The organism is Streptomyces sp. NPDC041108 (genome assembly GCF_055592645.1).
In genome coordinates this window covers 779,233-798,878 of the sequence record NZ_JBVIYK010000001.1, presented here as the reverse complement: position 1 = coordinate 798,878, position 19,646 = coordinate 779,233, and the positions used below count along the sequence as shown (strand labels likewise).

The 19,646-nt window shown below is 71.4% G+C and carries 14 protein-coding genes; 4 read left to right on the top strand and 10 right to left on the bottom strand.

The genetic code is table 11. From position 1 onward, the window contains the following. Window positions 1-25: 25 nt before the first annotated feature. The 4 genes from ACZ6BB_RS03365 (at window position 26) to ACZ6BB_RS03350 (ending at window position 6,748) form a co-directional block, all read left to right on the top strand. A complete protein-coding gene (locus ACZ6BB_RS03365; RefSeq protein WP_471613626.1) occupies window positions 26-1,711 on the top strand; it encodes a thiamine pyrophosphate-binding protein in 1,686 nt (561 codons plus the stop codon). 10 nt (window positions 1,712-1,721) lie between these two features. Next, window positions 1,722-2,972, top strand: coding sequence for a formyl-CoA transferase (frc, locus tag ACZ6BB_RS03360; protein WP_471613625.1), 1,251 nt, complete (start codon window positions 1,722-1,724; stop codon window positions 2,970-2,972). A 3-nt stretch (window positions 2,973-2,975) separates the two neighbouring features. Continuing rightward, a complete protein-coding gene (locus ACZ6BB_RS03355) occupies window positions 2,976-5,108 on the top strand; it encodes an acetate--CoA ligase family protein (RefSeq protein ID WP_471613624.1) in 2,133 nt (710 codons plus the stop codon). A gap of 251 nt (window positions 5,109-5,359) precedes the next feature. Further along, window positions 5,360-6,748: an OFA family MFS transporter gene (locus ACZ6BB_RS03350; RefSeq protein ID WP_471613623.1), complete on the top strand. Its 1,389-nt coding sequence runs from the start codon at window positions 5,360-5,362 to the stop codon at window positions 6,746-6,748. An 85-nt stretch (window positions 6,749-6,833) separates the two neighbouring features. Here ACZ6BB_RS03350 and ACZ6BB_RS03345 read toward each other — a convergent pair whose 3' ends face one another. The 10 genes from ACZ6BB_RS03345 to ACZ6BB_RS03300 form a co-directional block, all read right to left on the bottom strand. Continuing rightward, entirely contained in the window at window positions 6,834-7,877 is a 1,044-nt protein-coding gene (locus tag ACZ6BB_RS03345; protein ID WP_471613622.1) for a sugar phosphate isomerase/epimerase family protein, read from the bottom strand. 79 nt (window positions 7,878-7,956) lie between these two features. After that, on the bottom strand, window positions 7,957-9,408 hold the full coding sequence (locus tag ACZ6BB_RS03340; RefSeq protein ID WP_471613621.1) for a nucleotide pyrophosphatase/phosphodiesterase family protein: 1,452 nt from the start codon (window positions 9,406-9,408) through the stop codon (window positions 7,957-7,959). Beyond that, entirely contained in the window at window positions 9,405-10,574 is a 1,170-nt protein-coding gene (eboE, locus tag ACZ6BB_RS03335; RefSeq protein WP_471613620.1) for a metabolite traffic protein EboE, read from the bottom strand. The genes ACZ6BB_RS03340 and eboE overlap by 4 nt, the downstream gene beginning before the upstream one ends. 3 nt (window positions 10,575-10,577) lie before the next feature. Beyond that, entirely contained in the window at window positions 10,578-11,426 is an 849-nt protein-coding gene (locus ACZ6BB_RS03330; RefSeq protein WP_471613619.1) for a TatD family hydrolase, read from the bottom strand. Next, entirely contained in the window at window positions 11,426-12,091 is a 666-nt protein-coding gene (locus ACZ6BB_RS03325; protein WP_471613618.1) for an EboA domain-containing protein, read from the bottom strand. The genes ACZ6BB_RS03330 and ACZ6BB_RS03325 overlap by 1 nt, the downstream gene beginning before the upstream one ends. Next, window positions 12,088-13,143 carry a sugar phosphate isomerase/epimerase family protein gene (locus ACZ6BB_RS03320; protein ID WP_471614110.1) on the bottom strand — a complete coding sequence of 352 codons (1,056 nt, stop codon included), beginning with the start codon at window positions 13,141-13,143 and terminating at the stop codon, window positions 12,088-12,090. Before ACZ6BB_RS03320 ends, ACZ6BB_RS03325 begins: the two co-directional genes overlap by 4 nt. A gap of 194 nt (window positions 13,144-13,337) precedes the next feature. Beyond that, the gene (locus tag ACZ6BB_RS03315; protein ID WP_471613617.1) at window positions 13,338-14,528 is read right to left on the bottom strand and encodes an inositol-3-phosphate synthase; all 1,191 of its coding nucleotides are present in this window, start codon (window positions 14,526-14,528) and stop codon (window positions 13,338-13,340) included. Between the two features lie 119 nt (window positions 14,529-14,647). Continuing rightward, window positions 14,648-16,033 (bottom strand): ThuA domain-containing protein, encoded by a 1,386-nt coding sequence (locus ACZ6BB_RS03310; RefSeq protein WP_471613616.1) that lies wholly within the window; start codon window positions 16,031-16,033, stop codon window positions 14,648-14,650. 9 nt (window positions 16,034-16,042) lie between these two features. Continuing rightward, window positions 16,043-18,544, bottom strand: a complete 2,502-nt coding sequence (locus tag ACZ6BB_RS03305; protein WP_471613615.1) for a PQQ-dependent sugar dehydrogenase — start codon at window positions 18,542-18,544, stop codon at window positions 16,043-16,045. Window positions 18,545-18,634: 90 nt separating this feature from the next. Continuing rightward, a complete protein-coding gene (locus ACZ6BB_RS03300) occupies window positions 18,635-19,639 on the bottom strand; it encodes a sugar phosphate isomerase/epimerase family protein (protein ID WP_471613614.1) in 1,005 nt (334 codons plus the stop codon). Between the last annotated feature and the right edge of the window lie 7 nt (window positions 19,640-19,646).

Sequence of the window (19,646 nt, the reverse complement as noted above, 5' to 3'; positions counted from 1 at the left end):
CCCTACGAAGGGACAGGACTTCGCCATGCCCGACGGCAACAGCCAGGACCTCATCTCCGGTGGTCACCTCGTCGCCAAGGCACTCAAAGCGGAAGGTGTGGAGGTCATCTACACCCTGTGCGGCGGCCACATCATCGACATCTACGACGGCTGCGTCGACGAGGGCATCGAGGTCGTCGACGTCCGCCACGAACAGGTCGCCGCCCACGCCGCCGACGGCTACGCGCGCATCACCGGCAGGCCCGGCTGCGCGGTCGTCACCGCCGGCCCGGGTACGACCGACGCCGTGACCGGTGTCGCCAACGCCTTCCGCGCGGAGTCCCCGATGCTGCTGATCGGCGGCCAGGGCGCGCACACCCAGCACAAGATGGGGTCCCTGCAGGACCTCCCGCACGTCGACATGATGACGCCGATCACCAAGTTCGCGGCGACCGTGCCCGACACGGCCCGCGCCGCCGACATGGTGTCGATGGCGTTCCGCGAGTGCTACCACGGCGCGCCCGGGCCCTCCTTCCTGGAGATCCCGCGCGATGTGCTGGACGCCAAGGTGCCCGTGGAGAAGGCGCGCGTACCGAAGGCCGGCGCCTACCGGGCCTCGACCCGCTCGGCCGGGGACCCCGAGGCGATCGAGAAGCTCGCCGACCTGCTCGTGCACGCGGAGAAGCCGGCGATCCTGCTGGGCAGCCAGGTGTGGACGACCCGCGGCACCGGGTCCGCCATCGAGCTGGTGCGCACGCTGAACATCCCGGCGTACATGAACGGCGCCGGCCGCGGCACGCTCCCGCCGGGCGACCCGCACCACTTCCAGCTCTCCCGCCGGTACGCGTTCTCGAACGCCGACGTGATCGTCATCGTCGGCACGCCCTTCGACTTCCGCATGGGCTACGGCAAACGGCTGTCGCCGGACGCGACCGTCGTACAGGTCGACCTCGACTACCGGACCGTCGGCAAGAACCGCGACATCGACCTCGGGATCGTCGGTGACGCGGGCCTCGTGCTCAGGTCGGTGACCGAGGCGGCGTCCGGGCGGATCAACGGGGGCGCGTCGAAGCGCAAGGAGTGGCTCGACGAGCTGCGTGCCGCCGAACAGACCGCCATCGAGAAGCGGCTGCCCAGCCTGAGGTCCGACGCCTCGCCGATCCACCCCTACCGGCTGGTCAGCGAGATCAACGACTTCCTGACCGAGGACTCGATCTACATCGGCGACGGAGGCGACATCGTCACCTTCTCCGGCCAGGTCGTCCAGCCCAAGTCACCCGGGCACTGGATGGACCCGGGTCCCCTCGGCACCCTCGGCGTCGGCGTCCCCTTCGTGCTCGCCGCCAAGAAGGCACGGCCCGACAAGGAGGTGGTGGCCCTCTTCGGCGACGGCGCCTTCTCCCTCACCGGCTGGGACTTCGAGACCCTCGTCCGCTACGACCTCCCCTTCGTCGGGATCATCGGCAACAACTCCTCCATGAACCAGATCCGTTACGGCCAGAAGGCCAAGTACGGCGAGGAGCGCGAGCGGATCGGCAACACCCTCGGCGACGTCCACTACGACAAGTTCGCCCGGATGCTGGGCGGTTACGGCGAGGAGGTCCGCGACCCCGCCGACATCGGCCCCGCGCTCCGGCGGGCCAGGGAGTCGGGCAAGCCGTCGCTGATCAACGTCTGGGTCGACCCGGACGCGTACGCCCCCGGAACGATGAACCAGACGATGTACAAGTGAGGTGGAACCGTTGACCGCGACGGCAGCAGCACCGACCAAGGCCCTCGAAGGCATCCGCGTCCTGGACATGACCCACGTCCAGTCCGGGCCTTCAGCCACCCAACTGCTCGCCTGGCTGGGCGCGGACGTGGTGAAGCTGGAGGCGCCGACCGGTGACATCACGCGCAAGCAGCTGCGCGACCTCCCGGACGTCGACTCCCTCTACTTCACGATGCTCAACTGCAACAAGCGGAGCATCACCCTCAACACCAAGACAGAGCGCGGCAAGGAGATCCTCACCGAGCTGATCCGGCGCTCCGACGTCATGGTCGAGAACTTCGGACCGGGCGCGGTCGACCGGATGGGCTTCACCTGGGACCGTATCCAGGAGATCAATCCGCGAATCGTCTACGCCTCCATCAAGGGGTTCGGGGACGGTCCGTACACCGGCTTCAAGGCGTACGAGGTCGTCGCGCAGGCCATGGGCGGGTCCATGGCCACCACGGGCTTCGAGGACGGACCGCCGCTGGCGACGGGGGCCCAGATCGGGGACTCGGGCACGGGCATCCACGCCGTGGCGGGGATTCTCGCCGCGCTGTACCAGCGCGAGAGCACCGGGCGCGGCCAGCGGGTCAACGTGGCCATGCAGCACGCCGTCCTCAACCTGTGCCGGGTGAAGCTGAGGGACCAGCAGCGGCTGGCCCATGGCCCGCTCCGTGAATACCCCAACGAGGACTTCGGCGACGAGGTTCCCCGGTCCGGGAACGCCTCCGGCGGCGGCCAGCCCGGCTGGGCGGTCAAATGCGCGCCGGGCGGCCCGAACGACTACGTGTACGTCATCGTGCAGCCCGTGGGCTGGCAGCCGATGAGCGAGCTGATCGGCCGGCCCGAGCTGGCGGACGACCCCGAATGGGCGACGCCGGAGGCCCGGCTGCCCAAGCTCAGCAAGATGTTCCAGCTCATCGAGGAGTGGTCGTCCACGCTCCCCAAGTGGGAAGTGCTGGAGCGGCTCAACGCCCACAACATCCCGTGCGGGCCGATCCTGTCCACCAAGGAGATCATCGAGGACGAGTCCCTGGTCGCCAACGAGATGGTGGTCACCGTGCCGCACCCCGAGCGCGGCGACTTCGTGACCGTGGGCAGTCCGCTGAAGCTGTCCGACTCCCCGGTGGCAGTGACCAGTTCACCCCTGCTCGGCGAGCACAACGAAGAGGTCTACGTCGGCGAGCTGGGGCTCGGCGACGAGGAGCTGCGCCTGCTCAAGTCGAACGGAGTGATCTGATTGATGGCCGAAGACCGGGTGCTGAGGGTGCGTGGCCTCCTCGACGCCGTACGGGCCGAGGGCCGCAGCGCGCTGACCGCCCCCGAGGGCAAGGTGATCGCCGACGCGTACGGGATCGCCGTACCCGGCGAGGAGTTGGCGCGGGACGTCGACGAGGCGGTGTCGTACGCGGCGCGCTTCGGCGGACCGGTGGTGATGAAGATCGTCTCGCCGGACATCCTCCACAAGACCGACGCGGGCGGTGTGATCGTCGGAGTGGAGGGCGCGGCCGATGTACGGGCGGCGTTCCACCGGATCGTCGACAACGCCCGCGCGTACGCGGCCGACGCACGCATCGAGGGTGTCCAGGTCCAGGAGTTGCTGCCGAAGGGGCAGGAGGTCATCGTCGGCGCGGTGACGGACCCGACGTTCGGGAAGGTCGTCGCGTTCGGGCTCGGCGGGGTGCTGGTGGAGGTCCTCAAGGACGTGACGTTCCGGCTCGCGCCGGTCGACGCGGACGAGGCCCTCTCCATGCTGGACTCGATCCGCGCGGCGGAGATCCTGCGCGGGGTGCGCGGGGCGCCTGCCGTGGACCGGTGGGCGATCGCGGAGCAGATCCGCCGGGTCTCCGAACTCGTCGCGGACTTCCCGGAGATCGCCGAGGTGGACCTCAACCCGGTGATCGCGACCCCGGAGGGCGCGGTCGCGGCGGACATCCGGGTGATCCTCGCGGAGTCGGTGCCGAAGCCGCGGCGCCGGTACACGCGCGAGGAGATCCTCACGTCGATGCGCCGGCTGATGCAGCCCTCGGCGGTGGCCGTGATCGGGGCCTCCAACGAGCAGGGCAAGATCGGCAATTCGGTGATGCGCAACCTCGTCGACGGCGGTTTCGCCGGGGAGATCCACCCGGTGAATCCCAAGGCCGACGACATTCTGGGCCGCAAGGCGTACAAGAGTGTCACGGACGTTCCCGGCGAGGTGGATGTGGCGGTCTTCGCGATCCCCGCCAGGTTCGTGGCCTCGGCGCTGGAGGAGGTGGGCCGCAAGGGCATCCCCAACGCCGTACTGATCCCGTCGGGCTTCGCGGAGACCGGCGAGCACGAACTCCAGAACGAGATCGTGGCGATCGCCGAACGGCACGGCATCCGGCTGCTCGGGCCGAACATCTACGGCTACTACTCGACGTGGCACGACCTGTGCGCCACGTTCTGCACGCCGTACGACGTCAAGGGCGGCGTGGCGCTGACCTCGCAGTCCGGCGGCATCGGGATGGCCATCCTGGGCTTCGCGCGGACCACGAGGACGGGTGTGTCGGCGATCGTCGGGCTCGGCAACAAGTCGGACCTGGACGAGGACGACCTGCTGACCTGGTTCGGCGAGGACCCCCGCACCGAGTGCATCGCGATGCACCTGGAGGACCTGAAGGACGGCCGGGCCTTCGTGGAGGCCGCGCGGGCGACCGTCCCGAAGAAGCCCGTCGTGGTCCTCAAGGCGGGCCGTACGGCGGCCGGGGCGAAGGCGGCGGGCTCGCACACGGGCGCGCTGGCGGGCGACGACGCCGTGTACGAGGACATCCTGAAGCAGGCCGGGGTCATCCGGGCACCGGGGCTGAACGACATGCTGGAGTACGCGCGCGCGTTGCCGGTGCTGCCCGCTCCGCGGGGCGACAACGTCGTCATCATCACGGGGGCCGGCGGCAGCGGCGTACTGCTGTCGGACGCGGTCACCGACAACGGGCTGACCCTGATGGAGATCCCGCCGGACCTGGACGCGTCCTTCCGTGAGTTCATCCCGCCGTTCGGGGCCGCGGGCAACCCGGTCGACATCACCGGCGGCGAACCCCCGTCGACGTACGAGGCGACGATCAGGCTGGGCCTGGAGGACCCCCGCATCCACGCGCTCGTCCTCGGCTACTGGCACACCATCGTCACCCCGCCCATGGTGTTCGCCGAACTCACCGCGCGCGTGGTGGCCGAGTTCCGCGAGCGGGGCATCGAGAAGCCGGTCGTCGCGTCGCTCGCGGGCGACGTCGAGGTGGAGGAGGCGTGCCAGTACCTCTTCGAGCGCGGGGTCGTGGCGTACCCGTACACGACCGAGAAGCCGGTGGCCGTCCTCGGTGCGAAGTCCCGGTGGGCGCGGGCTGCGGGGTTGCTGTGATGGGCGCGCTCGCTGTGGTCCGGCCGGGGGTCCGGGGGTTGGCCCCCGGGCATGACACAGCCCGGTGGGCGCGGGCTGCGGGGCTGCTGTGACCGGCCCGGGTGGCTCGGTCGCCGGGGGGCGGTGGCGATGAGCTGAGCGACGGCCCGAACCACGGGGCCCGCGGCGACCGCTCACCGCGGGCCCCGGCGCAGAGAAGCACGGACAGGGGGCGCTGGCCAGACTTCTTCCACGCGGAGGGTTCGAACGACATGGCAACAACTGACATCTCCACACCCGTCCCCTACCGGGAGGTGACGGACGCAGGCGGCAGGATGTACCGGGTCGGCGAGTCCGACCTGGACATCATGGGGCGCAAACGCAAGTGGATGGTCATCCTGCCGTGGGTGGGCATGATGGGCATCAGCTCGGCGGAGTACGCGTTCGCGTCCGCCGAGGAGACCCTGCACACCGCGCACAGCTGGAGCAACCAGCACATCTTCTGGATGCTGGGCGTGTGGGTGTTCTTCCAGGCCGCGGTGGCCTTCCCGGCGGGCAAGCTCCGGGAGAGCGGCAGACTGCCGGCCCGCTGGGCGATGATGCTGGGCGCCGTCGGCACCCTGCTCGGCTATCTGTCCCTGGCGTTCGCCCCGCACGTCGTCGTCGCGTACATCGGCTTCGGCATGTTCAGCGGTATGGGCGCCGGCATGGTCTACGCGACCTGCGTGAACATGGTCGGCAAGTGGTACCCGGAGCGCAAGGGAGGCAAGACCGGCTTCGTGAACGGCGGGTTCGCCTACGGTTCGGTGCCGTTCGTGTTCATCTTCACCGGGTTCATGGACCTGACGAACTTCCGGTGGGTGCTCGTCGGCGTCGGTCTGTTCCTCGCGGCGGTCGTCGCCGTGGCGGGTCACTTCTTCCAGGACCCGCCGAAGAACTGGTGGCCCGCCGAGGTCGACCCGCTGCGCAAGCCGGACGACCCGCGCGCGCGGCGCGCGCTGGAGAAGAACCCGCCGGCCGTGAAGCAGTACACGCCGAGCGAGGCATGGCGGACGGGCCGCGTCGCGCTGATGTGGTTCTGCCTGCTGTGCACCTCGGGCGTGAACATCTTCGGCATCGCCTTCCAGGTGCCCTTCGGCAACGAGGCCGGTTTCGCGGGCGGGATCGTGGCCACCGCCATGTCGCTGAAGGCGATCGTCAACGGTACCGGCCGCGGTGTCATCGGCTGGCTCTCCGACCGCTACGGCCGCAAGCAGTGTCTGATCTTCGTCTGCATCGTGCTGGGCCTGTCCCAGTACGGCATCCTCTGGTCCGGCAACATCGGCAACCTGCCGCTCTTCCTGGTGTTCTCCAGCATCTCCGGGTTCGGCGGCGGGGCCATCTTCCCGATGTTCGCGGCGATGACCGCGGACTACTTCGGCGAGAACAACAACGCCTCCAACTACGGTCTCGTCTACAGCTCCAAGCTGGTGTCGGGTCTGCTCGGCTCCGGTATGGGCGCCGTGGTCGTGGGCGCCTGGGACTACGCGGGCGCCTTCGTGCTCGCCGGCTCCATCTCGCTGTTCGCCGGCTTCGTGGCGATCTTCCTGCACCCGCCGGGGCGGCCGCGCAACCGGCACATCGCTCCCAACCCCCGTCCCCTCGGTGACGAAGCGGCCTGACGCCCTCGCGTACGGCAGCAGGCGGCCGCCCCGTGGGCCCGCACCACGGGGCGGCCGCCTGCTGCCGTTGATTCCCCGGCCTCGGTCAGTACTCCTCCCGCAGCGCGTGCAGGTGCTCGCTGGAGCGGCGGGCGAAGGTGAAGGACTCGGTGGGGTTGTCGTGTTCGGCCTGCCAGTGGTGGGCGCGGCGGGACCCCTTCAGACCGTTGACGGCCGAGATGAACTTCTGGTAGTCGATGTCGCCGTCGCCGACGTCCGTCATGCGGTAGCCGTACGGGTTCGACGGGTCGCTCTCGCCGTCCTTGACGTGGAACAGCGGGTATCGGTCCGGGCGGCGCTGGACGTAGTCGAGCGGCTCGAAGGGAGCGGCGGTGCCGTCGGGCCGCTTGGAGAAACGGAACTGGGCCACGTACGCCCAGAAGATGTCCATCTCCAGGAAGACGAGGTCGGGGTCGGTCTCGCGGAGCAGGACGTCGTAGAGGCGGACCTCGGGGTTGTCGGTGGCGAAGGAGAACTCCTCGGAGTGGTTGTGCTGGTAGAACTTCATGCCCCGCGCCCTGGCGGCCGCGCCGTAGGTGTTGAACTCGTGGGCGGCCCGCTTCATCGCGTCGACGGTCGTGCCGTAGCGGAAGGGGCCGGCGGCGGTGCCGATGTGCTTCAGGCCGAGGGCCTGGGCGTCGTCGAGGACCTTGGTGAGGTTCTGGGCGAAGGTGTACGCGTTCGGGTCGCTCGCGTAGTAGCCGACGTGGCTGCCGATCGGGTTCAGGCCGTGGTCGCGGGCCAGCCGCTTCAGCCGGGTGAGGGTGATGGGGCCCGCCGAGCCCTGGGTGTATCCGGCGAACTCGACCTCGTCGTAGCCGTACTTCTCCAGCTCGGCGAAGACGGGGGCGAAGCCGAAGGTGGAGACCTTGTCGCGGAGGCTGTAGAGCTGGATGCCGAGGCGGCCGGACGGGAGGACGGGGCGGCTCCGGCCCGTGCCCGAGGCGGCCGCCTCGGGCACGCCTGCGGCCTGGGCGGGGGCGGCCGTGCCCAGCAGGGCGGCGACGGTGGCGCCCGCCGCGACGCCGAGCATGCCTCGTCTGCTGAGGCGGTGGGTGAGTTCGGGATCCGTCGTGCGGTTGCGGCTCATGCCTGGAACTCCTTCGTGTGGGCGGGCGTTGTCAGTGGTCAGTGCTTCACTTGTGACCGGTCGGGACACAGGGGGCTCGTCACCGGTCGGAGAGACCGGCCAGACGCAGCAGGAGTGCTTTCACATCGGTGGCCGCCACGCGGTCGCCGACGGCTCGGGGGGTGGAGCAGATGATGAGCGGACCGTCGTCGTCGCTCGTGGGCAGGCGGCCGTGGCTGCCGCGAACAGGCGAGGGATCCAGCGGCACGACCGCCATGCGGTAGCGCAGGCCCAGTTTCTTGCGCGCCAGTGCCGTGGCCGCCTTGAGCTTCACCGACGGGTCGAGCGGGTCCATGAACAGCTCGGCCGGGTCGTAGCCGGGTTTGCGATGGATCTCGACGGTGCGTGCGAAGTCGGGCGCGCGGTCGTCGTCGAGCCAGTAGTAGTAGGTGAACCAGGCGTCCGGCTCCGCGACGGCGACCAGCTCGCCGGAGCGTGGATGGTCGAGATGGTGCGCCTTCTTGCCCTCGTCGTCGAGGAGTTGATCGATCCCGGGCAGGTCCGCGAGGGCCTCCCGGGTGGCGTCCAGGTCCTCGGCGCGGCGTACGTACACATGGGCGATCTGGTGGTCGGCGACCGCGAAGGCCCGTGAGGCCATCGGGTCGAGGTACTCCATGCCGTCCTGGGTGTGCACGTCGAGGAGGCCGGCGCGGCGCAGGGCGCGGTTGATGTCGACGGGGCGGTCGGCGCGGGTGATGCCGTACTCGGAGAGCGCGACGACGCTGCGGCCCTCCGCGCGGGCGTCGTCGAGCAGGGGTGCCACGGCCCGGTCCAGGTCGGCGGCCGCCTTCAGGGAGCGCGGGTCGTCGGGGCCGTACCGCTGCAGGTCGTAGTCGAGGTGGGGGAGGTAGCAGAGGGCCAGATCGGGCCTGCGGGTGCGGAGGACGTGACGGGTCGCGTCGATGATCCATCGGCTGGAGACGAGGTCGGCACCCGGTCCCCAGAAGTGGAACAGGGGGAACGTGCCGAGTTCCGCGGTGAGTTCGTCGTGCAGGGCCGGGGGCCGGGTGTAGCAGTCGGGTTCCTTGCGGCCGTCGGAGTAGTAGATCGGACGGGGGGTGACGGTGATGTCGGTGTCGGCACCCATGGCGTACCACCAGCAGATGTTGGCGACCGTGTAGCCGGGGTGGACGCGGCGGGCTGCGTCCCAGAGTTTGTCCCCGGCGACGAGGCCGTTGTGCTGGCGCCACAGCAGGACGTCGCCGAGTTCACGGAAGTACCAGCCGTTGCCGACGATGCCGTGCTCGGCGGGGAGCGTGCCGGTCAGGAAGGTGGACTGGGCGGCGCAGGTGACGGCGGGCAGCACGGTGCCGAGCGGGGCCCGGGAGCCGGACTGTCCGAGGGCCTTGAGGTGGGGCATGTGGTCGAGGAGGGAGGGGGTGAGGCCGACGACGTCCAGGACGAGCAGAGGCGTGGGACCGGACGCGGGTGCGGCGTGTGCGGGACCGGCATGTGCAGGACCGGCGTGCGCGCCGGCATCGTCCCGGCTCATGGCAGCTCCTTGAGGCCGAGGTCCGTCAACAGGTCACGCGCGAGGCCGAGTTCGGCGGCGATGCCGTCGGCGAGCTGGGCGCGGGTGCCGGGGCGCAGCTCCGGCGGCAGGGCCTGCCAGGTGTAGGTCTCGACCTCCAGATGCCGGGTGAGGGGACGGGGGCCGCCGACCAGATAGGCGAGGGCCGCCCCGAGGACCGGAAGAGTGGAGGTGAGGGGCGCGGCGGGGGCCGCGTGGAGCGGGACGTGGAAGTGGGCGCGCCAGGGGGAGGCGTCGGGCAGGGTGTCGCCCCGGAGGGCCTCGCCGAGATCGTCGGTCCCGCGCAGTCCGGCGGCGGTCGGGGTGCGGGTCTGGTGCAGGAAGCGGGGCTCGTCGAAGGCGGCGAGGGCTTCGCGGACCTCGGGCAGGTGCGGGTGTTCGGCGTGCAGGGCCGCGGAGAGCTGGGACTTGACGATGGGGACACCGGCCCCGGTGAGTGCGTCCAGGGCGGTGTGCGGATCTTCGAAGGAGGTGGCGAGGTGGCAGGTGTCGACGCAGACGCCGATGCGGTCGTGGCCGAGGTCGGTCAGCGGCCCGATGGCGTCGGCGGTCGTCTCGACGGTGCAGCCGGGTTCGGGTTCCAGGCCGACGCGGATGGAGCGGCCGGTCAGTTCGGCCACGGCGTCGAGGCGTTCGGCCAGGGTGCGCAGGGCCGCGCGGGACCGGACGGCGCGCTGCTCGTCGTAGGCGGTGCGCCAGGCCAGGGGCAGGGTGGAGATGGTGCCCTCGGTGACGTCGTCGGGGAGCAGCCGGGCCAGGACGCGGGCGAGGGAGGTGGTGTGGTCCAGGCGCGCGGGGTCGGCCCAGTCGGGCCGGTACACGCGGTACTTGACCTCTTCGGCGCCGAAGCCCTCGTAGGGGAAGCCGTTGAGGGTGACGACCTCCAGGCCGCGCCGGTCGAGTTCGGCGCGCAGGCCGCGCAGGGCGGACGGGTCGGTCACCAGGGCCGCGGCGGCGTTGGCGGCCAGCCACAGGCCGATGCCGAGGCGGTCACGGCCGAGGCGGCGGCGTACGGGCTCGCAGTGGTCGCGCAGCTGGGCGAGGACGCCGTCGAGGGTCTCGGCCGGGTGCACGTTGGTGCAGTAGGCGAGGTGGACGGTGGAGCCGTCGGGGTGGCGGAAGCGCACGGGTCACTCACCGCCGCGCAGGATGCTGTTGCCCTCGTGCGTGGGGTCCGTGGCGGTGACGTCGAGGGCGAGGCGCCCGCTGAGCCCGTAGAAGGCGACGGGGTTGCGCCACAGCACGAGGTCGACGGCGTCCTCGTCGAACCCGGCGGCGAGGAGGGTGTCGGCGACCCGGCGCGTCTTCAGGGGGTCGCTTCTGCCCCAGTCGGCGGCGGAGTTGACCAGCACCTTCTCCGGGCCGAACTCCTTGAGGACGGCGACCATCCGCTCCTCGTCCATCTTGGTGTCGGGATAGACGGAGAAGCCGAGCCAGGCACCGCTGTCCCTGGCCTCCGCGACCGTGGTCTCGTTGAGGTGGTCCAGCAGCACCCGGTCGACGGGCAGGGCGGAGGCCCGTACGGCGTCGAGGGTGCGGCGCAGACCGGCGAGCTTGTCCCGGTGCGGGGTGTGGACGAGGGCGGGCAGAGCGTGGTCGGCGGCCAGTTGCAGCTGGTGTTCGAGCGCGTGGTCCTCGGCGGGCGTCATGGAGTCGTAGCCGATCTCGCCGACGGCCACGACCCGGTCCTTGAGCAGGTAGCGGGGCAGCCGGTCCAGCACCGGAGCGCACCGCGGGTCGTTCGCCTCCTTGGGGTTGAGGGCGAGGGCGCAGTGGTGGGCGATGCCGTACTGGGCGGCGCGGAAGGGCTCCCAGCCCAGCAGGGAGTCGAAGTAGTCCACGAAGGAGTCGGGCGAGGTGCGGGGCTGTCCCAGCCAGAAGGCCGGCTCCACGACCGCGCGGACGCCCGACTCGTGCATCGCCTCGTAGTCGTCGGTGGTGCGTGACGTCATGTGGATGTGGGGGTCGAAGATGCGCATCAGGACTCCTTGCCGTGAAGGCCGTGGGTGCCGTCGCGGTCGTGCGCGGCGGCCGGTGGGGGCGCGGTCAGGGCCAGGACGCGGTGCAGGTCCTCGGGTACGGGACGGCCCGCGGCGGTGCGTTCCTCGGCGAAGGCGCGGAGCATACGGGCGAGTTCGGTGTCGTCCCGGGCACGGCCGGCCAGGTCGGCGACCTCGTCGACGCGCACGCCGGTGAACAGGCACTTGAGGACGGCGTGCCGCCAGTGGTGCGGGGCCAGATGACGGGCGGCGTACGGGCCCAGGGCGGCGGCGAGGAGGCGGGTGTCGTTGGTGCGCAGGGCGTCCTCGACGAGAGGCAGCGCCTCGGGGCCGGGCACGAGGTGGGGCAGCGCGTGGAGCACCGCGCGGCGTTCGTCGGCGGTGCCCTGACGGTAGACCCGGGTGAGCGCGTCGGCGTCGGCGCGGGCCGCGTGCAGGATCAGGACGCGGACGGCGTCGGCGTGTTCGGTGCCGCAGCGCCGGCCCGCCTCGGCGACCCGCAGCTCCCACACGGAGAGGGGGCCATGGGTGCCCGGATGCTCGGCCGCCTCGTCCAGCGCCCGTCCCAGCCAGGCGCGCGCGGAGGGCGTGAGGTGGGTGTCCAGGTGACTGTGCAGGTCGGCCGGGGTCTGGTGGTGGGTCACGAGGGGCTCCCGGGAGGGACCGTGCGGCCGTTTGACGGGGGTCGGCTCCGGTCCTGGTCCTGGCTTCGGCCTGGGCTTCGGTCCTGGTCCTGGCTCCGGTCCCGGGCTCGGCTTCTGGCTTGGCTCCGGTCCCGGCCTTGGCTTCGGTCCTGGCTCCGGGCTTGGCTCTGTCGCAGGAAGGAGAGGGAGCGTTCGGCGAAGTGGGGGCCGGCGTGGGAGTGGCGGGGCAGTTCGACGACGGTCAGGGCTCGGTAGTCGGCGGCGGCCAGGGCCGCGAGGACGGGCGGAAAGTCGATCTCGCCCTCGCCGAGGGGCAGGTGTTCGTGGACGCCACGGCGCATGTCCTCGATCTGGACGTGGCGGAGCCAGGGCGCGGCCGCGCGGACGCAGTCGGCGGGCGGGAGGGGTTCGAGGCACTGGCAGTGGCCGATGTCGAGGGTGAGGCCGAGGGCTGCGGGGCTGTCGAGAGCCTCGCGCAGGCGGTGGAAGTCGGCGAGCGTGGCGAGGAGATGGCCGGGTTCGGGCTCGACGGCGAGAGGGACGTCGGCGGTGGTGGCGGCGTCCAGGACGGGGGCGAGCGTGTCGGGCAGCCGTTTCCAGGCGGTGTCCTCGTGCGTGCCGGGCGGGACGACTCCGCTGAAGCAGTGCACGGCGTGGGCACCGAGGTCGGCGGCGACCCGTACGGCGCGGAGCAGCAGGTCGGTGCGGCGGGCGCGGTCGTCCGGGTCGGGGTCCAGGAGGCTGGGGCCGTGTTTGCGGCGGGGGTCGAGCACATAGCGGGCGCCGGTCTCCACGGTGACGGTCAGGCCGAGGTCGTCCAGCCTGCCGGCGAGACGGCGGGTGCGGGCGGCGAGGCCGGGGGCGAGCGGGTCGAGGTGCATGTGGTCGAGCGTCAGACCGACGCCGTCGTAGCCCAGGTCGGCGAGGAGGGCGAGGGCGTCGTCGAGCCGGAGGTCGGCGAGGCCGTTGGTGCCGTATCCGAAGGAGAGAGGAGCCGCCGGGGAGGCGGCCGGCGAGGGGGCCTGCCGAGGCGGATCGGACGGCTGGGGCAGTTCGGACGGCTGGGGCAGGTCGGGCGCCGCGGGCTGCCGGGAAGGCTGGGAGGGCCGCGGTGACCGGCTCACCCCGGCTCCGGGTCCGGCCCCCGCACCCCGCTGCGCGTTCCTCGCCTCGTCCCCCGCCCCGACAGGTGCGACGGGTCCAGCAGGTCGGGCAGGTCCGGCAGACCCGGGGCGGTGCCGCCCGCTCATCGGGCCTCCCCGCGCGGTGTCGGCGCGGATTGCGGACCGGCGCCGGGCGCACGGCCTGGCCGCGTCCCGGCCCGCAGGCGCTCCGCGAACCCCGCCAGTGCCGTGTACTGCTCCCCCAGTGCCGTCGGGCCTTCCCCCATCGGGTCCTTGAAGTAGAAACCCAGCTCGGCCAGGGGCCCGGTGAGGCCCGCCTCGTGCGCGCCTGCCAGGAGGCGGGCGAGGTCCAGGACCAGGGGGGCGGCGAGCGCGGAGTCACAGCCCTGCCAGGTGGTCTGGAGGACCATGCGGGTGCCGAGGAAGCCGTCGAAGGCGATGTGGTCCCAGGCGGTCTTCCAGTCGCCGAGGGCGGGGACGTCGTCGATGTGGGTCTGGCCCTCGGGGGTGGCGCCCAGGCTGTCGGTCAGGACGCGTTCCTTGCCGGCGTTCTTCGCGGCGGCGGCGGCCGGGTCGGCGAGGGCGGCGCCGTCGCCCCCGCCGAGGAGGTTGGTGCCGGACCAGGCCCGGACGGCCAGGGCCCGCTGGGTGAGCATCGGGCCGAGGACGGACCGCAGCAGGGTCTGACCGGTCTTGCCGTCGCGGCCGGCGTACGGGAGGCCGGAGGAGACGGCGAGGGGAGCCAGCTCCGGGTGGTGCAGGCCGGTCGAGGGGGTGAAGTTGACGTAGGGGCAGCCCGCGCGGAGGGCGGCCGCCGCGTAGAGGGAGCTGGGCGGCAGTGCGGCGCCGGTGGGCGCGGGTTCCGTGGAGGCGACGTTCACCACCACGGCCCGGGTCAGCCCCCGGCGTCGTACGAAGTCCTGGATGTCGGCGGCGTGGGAGGCGATCAGCTCGTCGGGGGTCCGGGTGTCGCCCGGGAGGGGTCCGCCGGGCCGGATCTCCCCGTCGGCGGCGGCCAGTTCCGTTCCGACGGCCGCCGGCAGGCCGTGCGGCAGCACACCCCCGGCCGCGAGGACCTCGGCCCGTTTGGGGAGCGGGCAGTCGACCGTGTCGTGGCCGCCGAAGACGAGGGCGGAGAGCGGGGGGAGACCGGAGTCGGCGAAGAGAGCGGTCTCGGTGACCATGCCCGTCGGGGCGTGCAGGCCCGCCGTGACGGCCGCGCAGCCCGCGACGACGGTGGTGGCGACGGAACCCCGTGCTCCGATCAGCCAGACGCCGACGCTCGGTGGGGTGACGGACACGGACGCGGACATGGGCAGCCTCCTCGTCGGGGCAGGGGTGGGAAGGGCCGGGAACCCTCCGGGAAGGAAGGGGTGAGGGGAGAAGGGGCGAGACGGCGGGCGGGGGTCCGGCGTCCCCCGCCCGCCGTCGCTCAGTCGCCCGGCGGCGAGCCCGCCCTGCCGGCGGCCCGTGCGGGCAGTTCCTTGATCCGGATGTCACGGAAGGACACCTGGTCGCCGGCCCCGTGGTTCTGGATGCCGAGGTGGCCGTCGCGCAGGCTCCGTACCGGATCGCGGTTGGTGAAATCGTTGATCCTCACGCCGTTGAGCCAGACGCGCAGGCGCTCGCCCTCCACGCGGATCTCGTACGTGTTCCACTCCCCCGGCGGATTCAGGGCGCGGTCGCGCTTCCTGAGGTCGGCGGAGCGGAACCCGTAGACGGACCCGGTGGTCCTCTCGGGCACGTCGGTGGCGTCGATCTGGATCTCGTAGCCGTTGTTCACGGCGGACCAGGGGTCGTCCGAGGGCGGGAAGCCTACGAACACCCCGGAGTTGTCGTCGCCCGAGGCGCCGGACATCCTCCAGTCGAGCTTCAGGGAGTACGAACCAAAGCCGCGGTCGGCGTACCAGAGCATCCCCATCCCGCCGGACGAGGTGATCGAGCCGTCGCCGGCCAGGGTGAACGAGCCCGGTCCCGCCTGGCGCCAGCCGTCCAGGGAGGTTCCGTCGAACAGCGGCCGGTAGCCGTTCTCCGGCCGGCAGTCGGCCCGTACCTCGCCGATCGCCCACCGGATGCCGCCGAGCAGATGCTGCCGGAAGGCGGGTTCGGCGAAGGACTCCTTGGTGTGGCCGCCGCCGGTGTAGAAGGCGCGGCCCCCCTCGTACTCCTGGCACCAGGCGATGGGATGGTCGCCGTTCATGGTGCCCCCGCTGTACGAGGACTCGTCGAGCGAGGCGAGGACATGGGCCCGGTCCCGGGGGTTGGAGCGGTAGTTGTACCACTCGTCCGTGCGGTTCCAGGTGGCGCCCAGCCCGGCGGTGGCCGGGTGGGCGTGGTCGTCGACGTCGACCGTCGCGGGCTGGATCGCGGGGTGCGACTGGAAGTAAGCGCCCGCGAGTCCGCCGTAGAAGGCCCAGTCGTACTCGGTGTCGGCGGCCGCGTGGACGCCCACATAGGCGCCGCCGCGTTCGATGTACCGCTCGAACGCGCTCTGCTGGGCCGGGTCGAGGACGTCGCCCGTGGTCGAGAGGAACACCACGGCGTCGTAACGCCGCAGGTTGCGCTTGGTGAAGGCGCCGGCGTCCTCCGTGGCGTCGACCGCGAAGCCGTGGGCCGCGCCCAGTTCCCGAAGGGCCGTCACCCCCTCGGGGATCGAGTCGTGCCGGAAGCCGGCGGTCTTGGAGAAGACCAGTACGCGGCGTTCGGCCTCCTGACCCCGGGAGCGGTCCGCCTCATCGGACACGGCCGGTCCCGACACGCCTCCGATCAGCAGGGCGGCGCCGGCCAGCGCGGTCGGCAGGCGTCGGTTCTTCGGCATGGCGCCCCCTCACCGCTTCGTGAAGGTGAAGTCGTCCACGTCGAACAGGCCGCCGGTGTCGCCGCCCTTGAACACCAGGTAGAGCGTGGTGCTGCCGCGCGGGCCCTTCGACAGGTCGGCCGTGACGTCCCGGAAGGTGTCCCAGCCGCCGGTCACCGGCACGGTGGCGGTGCCGAGGAGAGGGCCGGTCGGTGATCCGGCGCGTACCTCCAGCTTCCCGCCGGTGCCCCCGGAGGAGACACGCGCGGTGAGCTTCGTGGCGTCGGACAGGACGTACGGCTCGAAGGAGATCCAGTCGCCGCTGTCGATGTTCCCGACGGTCTTGCCGCCGTGGGCCGTGTCCTTGGACTGGACCGCGATGCCGGAGGAGTCGCCGTAATGCTCGGCCTGACGGTGGGTGGGCTGCACGACGTGCCGGTCGTGGGTGGTGAGCGGGTCCTGGCCGCCGCCTCCGCCGTCGGTGTACTCGGCGTCGAACACCCCGAAGATGTTGGCGTTCTCGTCGTGGCCGCCGTCGGCGCTGGTCTTGATGGTGCCGGTGCAGCCGTTGGCGGAGGTCACCGGGTGGCCGTGGCTGTCGTGACCGAGGACGAAGGTGACCTTGACCTTGGCGCAGTCGATGGAGGTGCCGTCCTCCTTGTCGCGCACCCGCACCTTGAACGGGACGGCGTCACCGAACGAGAACAGCTGACCGTCCTCGGGCAGGCGCAGCTCGACCTCGGGCGCGGTGTTGCCGACCACGATGCGCACGCTCGCGCTGCCGGTGCGGCCGGTGGAGTCCTTGGCCGTCACGGTCGCGGTGTAGGTGCCGTTCGTCGTGTACCGGTGCTTCGGGTTCGCGGCCGTGGAGGTTCCGCCGTCGCCGAAGTCCCAGTGGTAGGTGAGGGCGTCGCCGTCCTGGTCGCTGGTGCCCTCCGAGGAGAATCGGACCCGCAGCTTCGCCTGGCCGGAGGTGCGGTCGGCCGTCGCGGCGGCGACCGGGGAGTGACCGTCGGTGGCGTTCTCGATGCGGTAGAGGGCGGAGTGCTCGTCGCCGCCGAACCAGGAGATGCCGTAGTCGAGGACGTACAGCGCGCCGTCCGGGCCGAAGGCCATGTCCATGATCTGGGTGCCGGTCCACGGGACGTCGTTGATCGACTGGACGGTGCCGTCGGCGTCGCTGCTGATCCGCTTGATCCAGCGCCGGCCGAACTCACCGGCGAAGAAGTCGCCGTCGTAGGCCTCGGGGAACTTCACCGGCGAGTCGAGCGCGGCGTCGTAGTGGTAGACCGGGCCGCCCATGGGTGACTCCGAGCCGTCGCCGAACTCCGGGACGCTCGCACCGTTGTAGGGGATCCAGGCGGGTTCGGCGGGAGGCAGGTCGGTCAGGCCGGTGTTGTTCGGCGAGGTGTTCTTCGGGGCCGCGCAGTCGAAGGCCGCGCCCGAGGTGCCGGTGGCGAAGTCGTAGTCGACGTAGGCGTCGTTCTTGCCGGTGCAGTACGGCCAGCCGAAGTTTCCCGGCTCGGTCACCCGGGCGAACTCCACCTGACCGGCCGGACCGCGCGAGGCGCTGGCGGCGCCGGCGTCGGGACCGTACTCGCCGACGTAGAGAATGCCGGTCTTCTTGTCGACGCTGAACCGGAACGGGTTGCGGAAGCCCATCGCGTAGATCTCGGGGCGCGTCTTGTCCGTGCCGGGCGCGAAGAGGTTGCCGTCGGGGACGGTGTAGGAGCCGTCGGCGCCGACCTTGATGCGCAGGATCTTGCCGCGCAGGTCGTTGGTGTTGCCGGACGTGCGCTGGGCGTCGAAGGCCGGGTTGCGGTTGGCGCGCTCGTCGATGGGGGTGAAGCCGTCCGACTGGAAGGGGTTGCTGTCGTCGCCCGTCGACAGGTACAGGTTGCCCGCCGCGTCGAAGTCGATGTCACCGCCGACATGGCAGCAGATGCCCCGGGAGGCGGGGACGTCGAGGACCTTCTTCTCGCTGGCCTTGTCGAGCGTGCCGTCGGCCTTCAGGACGAAGCGGGAGAGCCGGTTGACACCGTCGAAGGGCGCGAAGTCGGCGGCGGTGCCGGTCTCGGGGGCGTCACCGGGCGGGGTGTTCAACGGGGGTGCGTAGTAGAGGTAGATGAAACGGTTGTCGGCGAAGCCCGGGTCGACGCCTATGCCCTGGAGGCCCTCCTCGTCGTGGCTGTACACGTCGAGCTTGCCGGCGAGCCTGGTGTTGCCCGCCGCGTCGGTCAGCCGCAGTTCACCGTCGCGCGAGGTGTGCAGGACCGAGCGGTCGGGGAGGACGGCCAGCGACATGGGCTCGCCGACCTCCGGTTCGCCCTTGGCGAGGGTGACCTGCTGGAAGTCCTCGGCGGCCGCCGCCTTCGGCTCGGTGTCGGCCGCGCCCGCCGGGGGCGCGGTGAGGGAGAGCGAGGCGCCGGCGAGCAGCAGACCGGTCAGCAGGGCGATCGGTCCGCGCAGTCCGCGGCGTCTGAAGGTGCTGGTGGCGCTGGTGGGGTGTCTGTTGTCGTCGTACGGGTGCACGAAATGCCTCCAGTAAGGGGCTGGTCGTACGGGGGTGCGCGGGTGTGCGGTACGCCGGGGTGCGCCGTCACCCCGGAAGACAGGGGAGCGTTACTCGTTGCCGCCGAACGCCGCGTCGAACGAGGCTGTCGGCGGTTCGAAGTCGAACGCCTTGAGGCGTGTGAGGGCTTCGGGGGCGCCCTGGAGCCGGTCCATGCCGGCGTCCTCCCACTCCACGGAGATCGGGCCCCGGTAGTCGATCGAGCAGAGCATCCGGAAGACGTCCTCCCAGGGGACGTCGCCGTGGCCGGCCGAGACGAAGTCCCAGCCCCGGCGCGGGTCGCCCCAGGGCAGGTGCGAACCGAGGCGGCCGTTGCGTCCGTCGAGCCGCTTGCGGGCCTCCTTGCAGTCCACGTGGTAGATCCGGTCGCGGAAGTCCCACAGGAACCCGACCGGGTCGAGGTCCTGCCACACGAAGTGCGAGGGGTCGAAGTTCAGTCCGAACGCCGGGCGGCGGTCAACCGCATCCAGGGCGCGCTGAGTTGTCCAGTAGTCATAGGCGATCTCGCTCGGGTGGACCTCGTGCGCGAACCGCACGCCCTGGGCGTCGAAGACGTCGAGGATCGGGTTCCAGCGCATGGCGAAGTCGTCGTAGCCGCGCTCGATCATCGACTCGGGGGCGGGCGGGAACATGGCGACCAGATGCCAGATGGCCGAGCCGGTGAAGCCGATGACGGTGTCCACGCCGAAGGCGGCGGCGGCCCGCGCGGTGTCGGCCATCTCGGCGGCGGCCCGCTGCCGTACGCCCTCGGGCTCGCCGTCGCCCCAGATGCGGGCGGGCAGGATGGCGCGGTGGCGTTCGTCGATGATGGCGTCGCACACGGCCTGGCCCACGAGATGGTTGGAGACGGCCCAGCACTTCAGGCCGTACTTCTCCAGGATCTGGTGCCGGGAGTTCAGGTACGACGGGTCGGCGAGTGCCTTGTCGACCTCGAAGTGGTCGCCCCAGCAGGCGAGTTCGAGGCCGTCGTAGCCGAAGTCGCGGGCGAGGCGGCAGACCTCTTCGAGGGGCAGGTCGGCCCACTGGCCGGTGAAGAGCGTGAAGTCGCGCGGCATGTCCGGG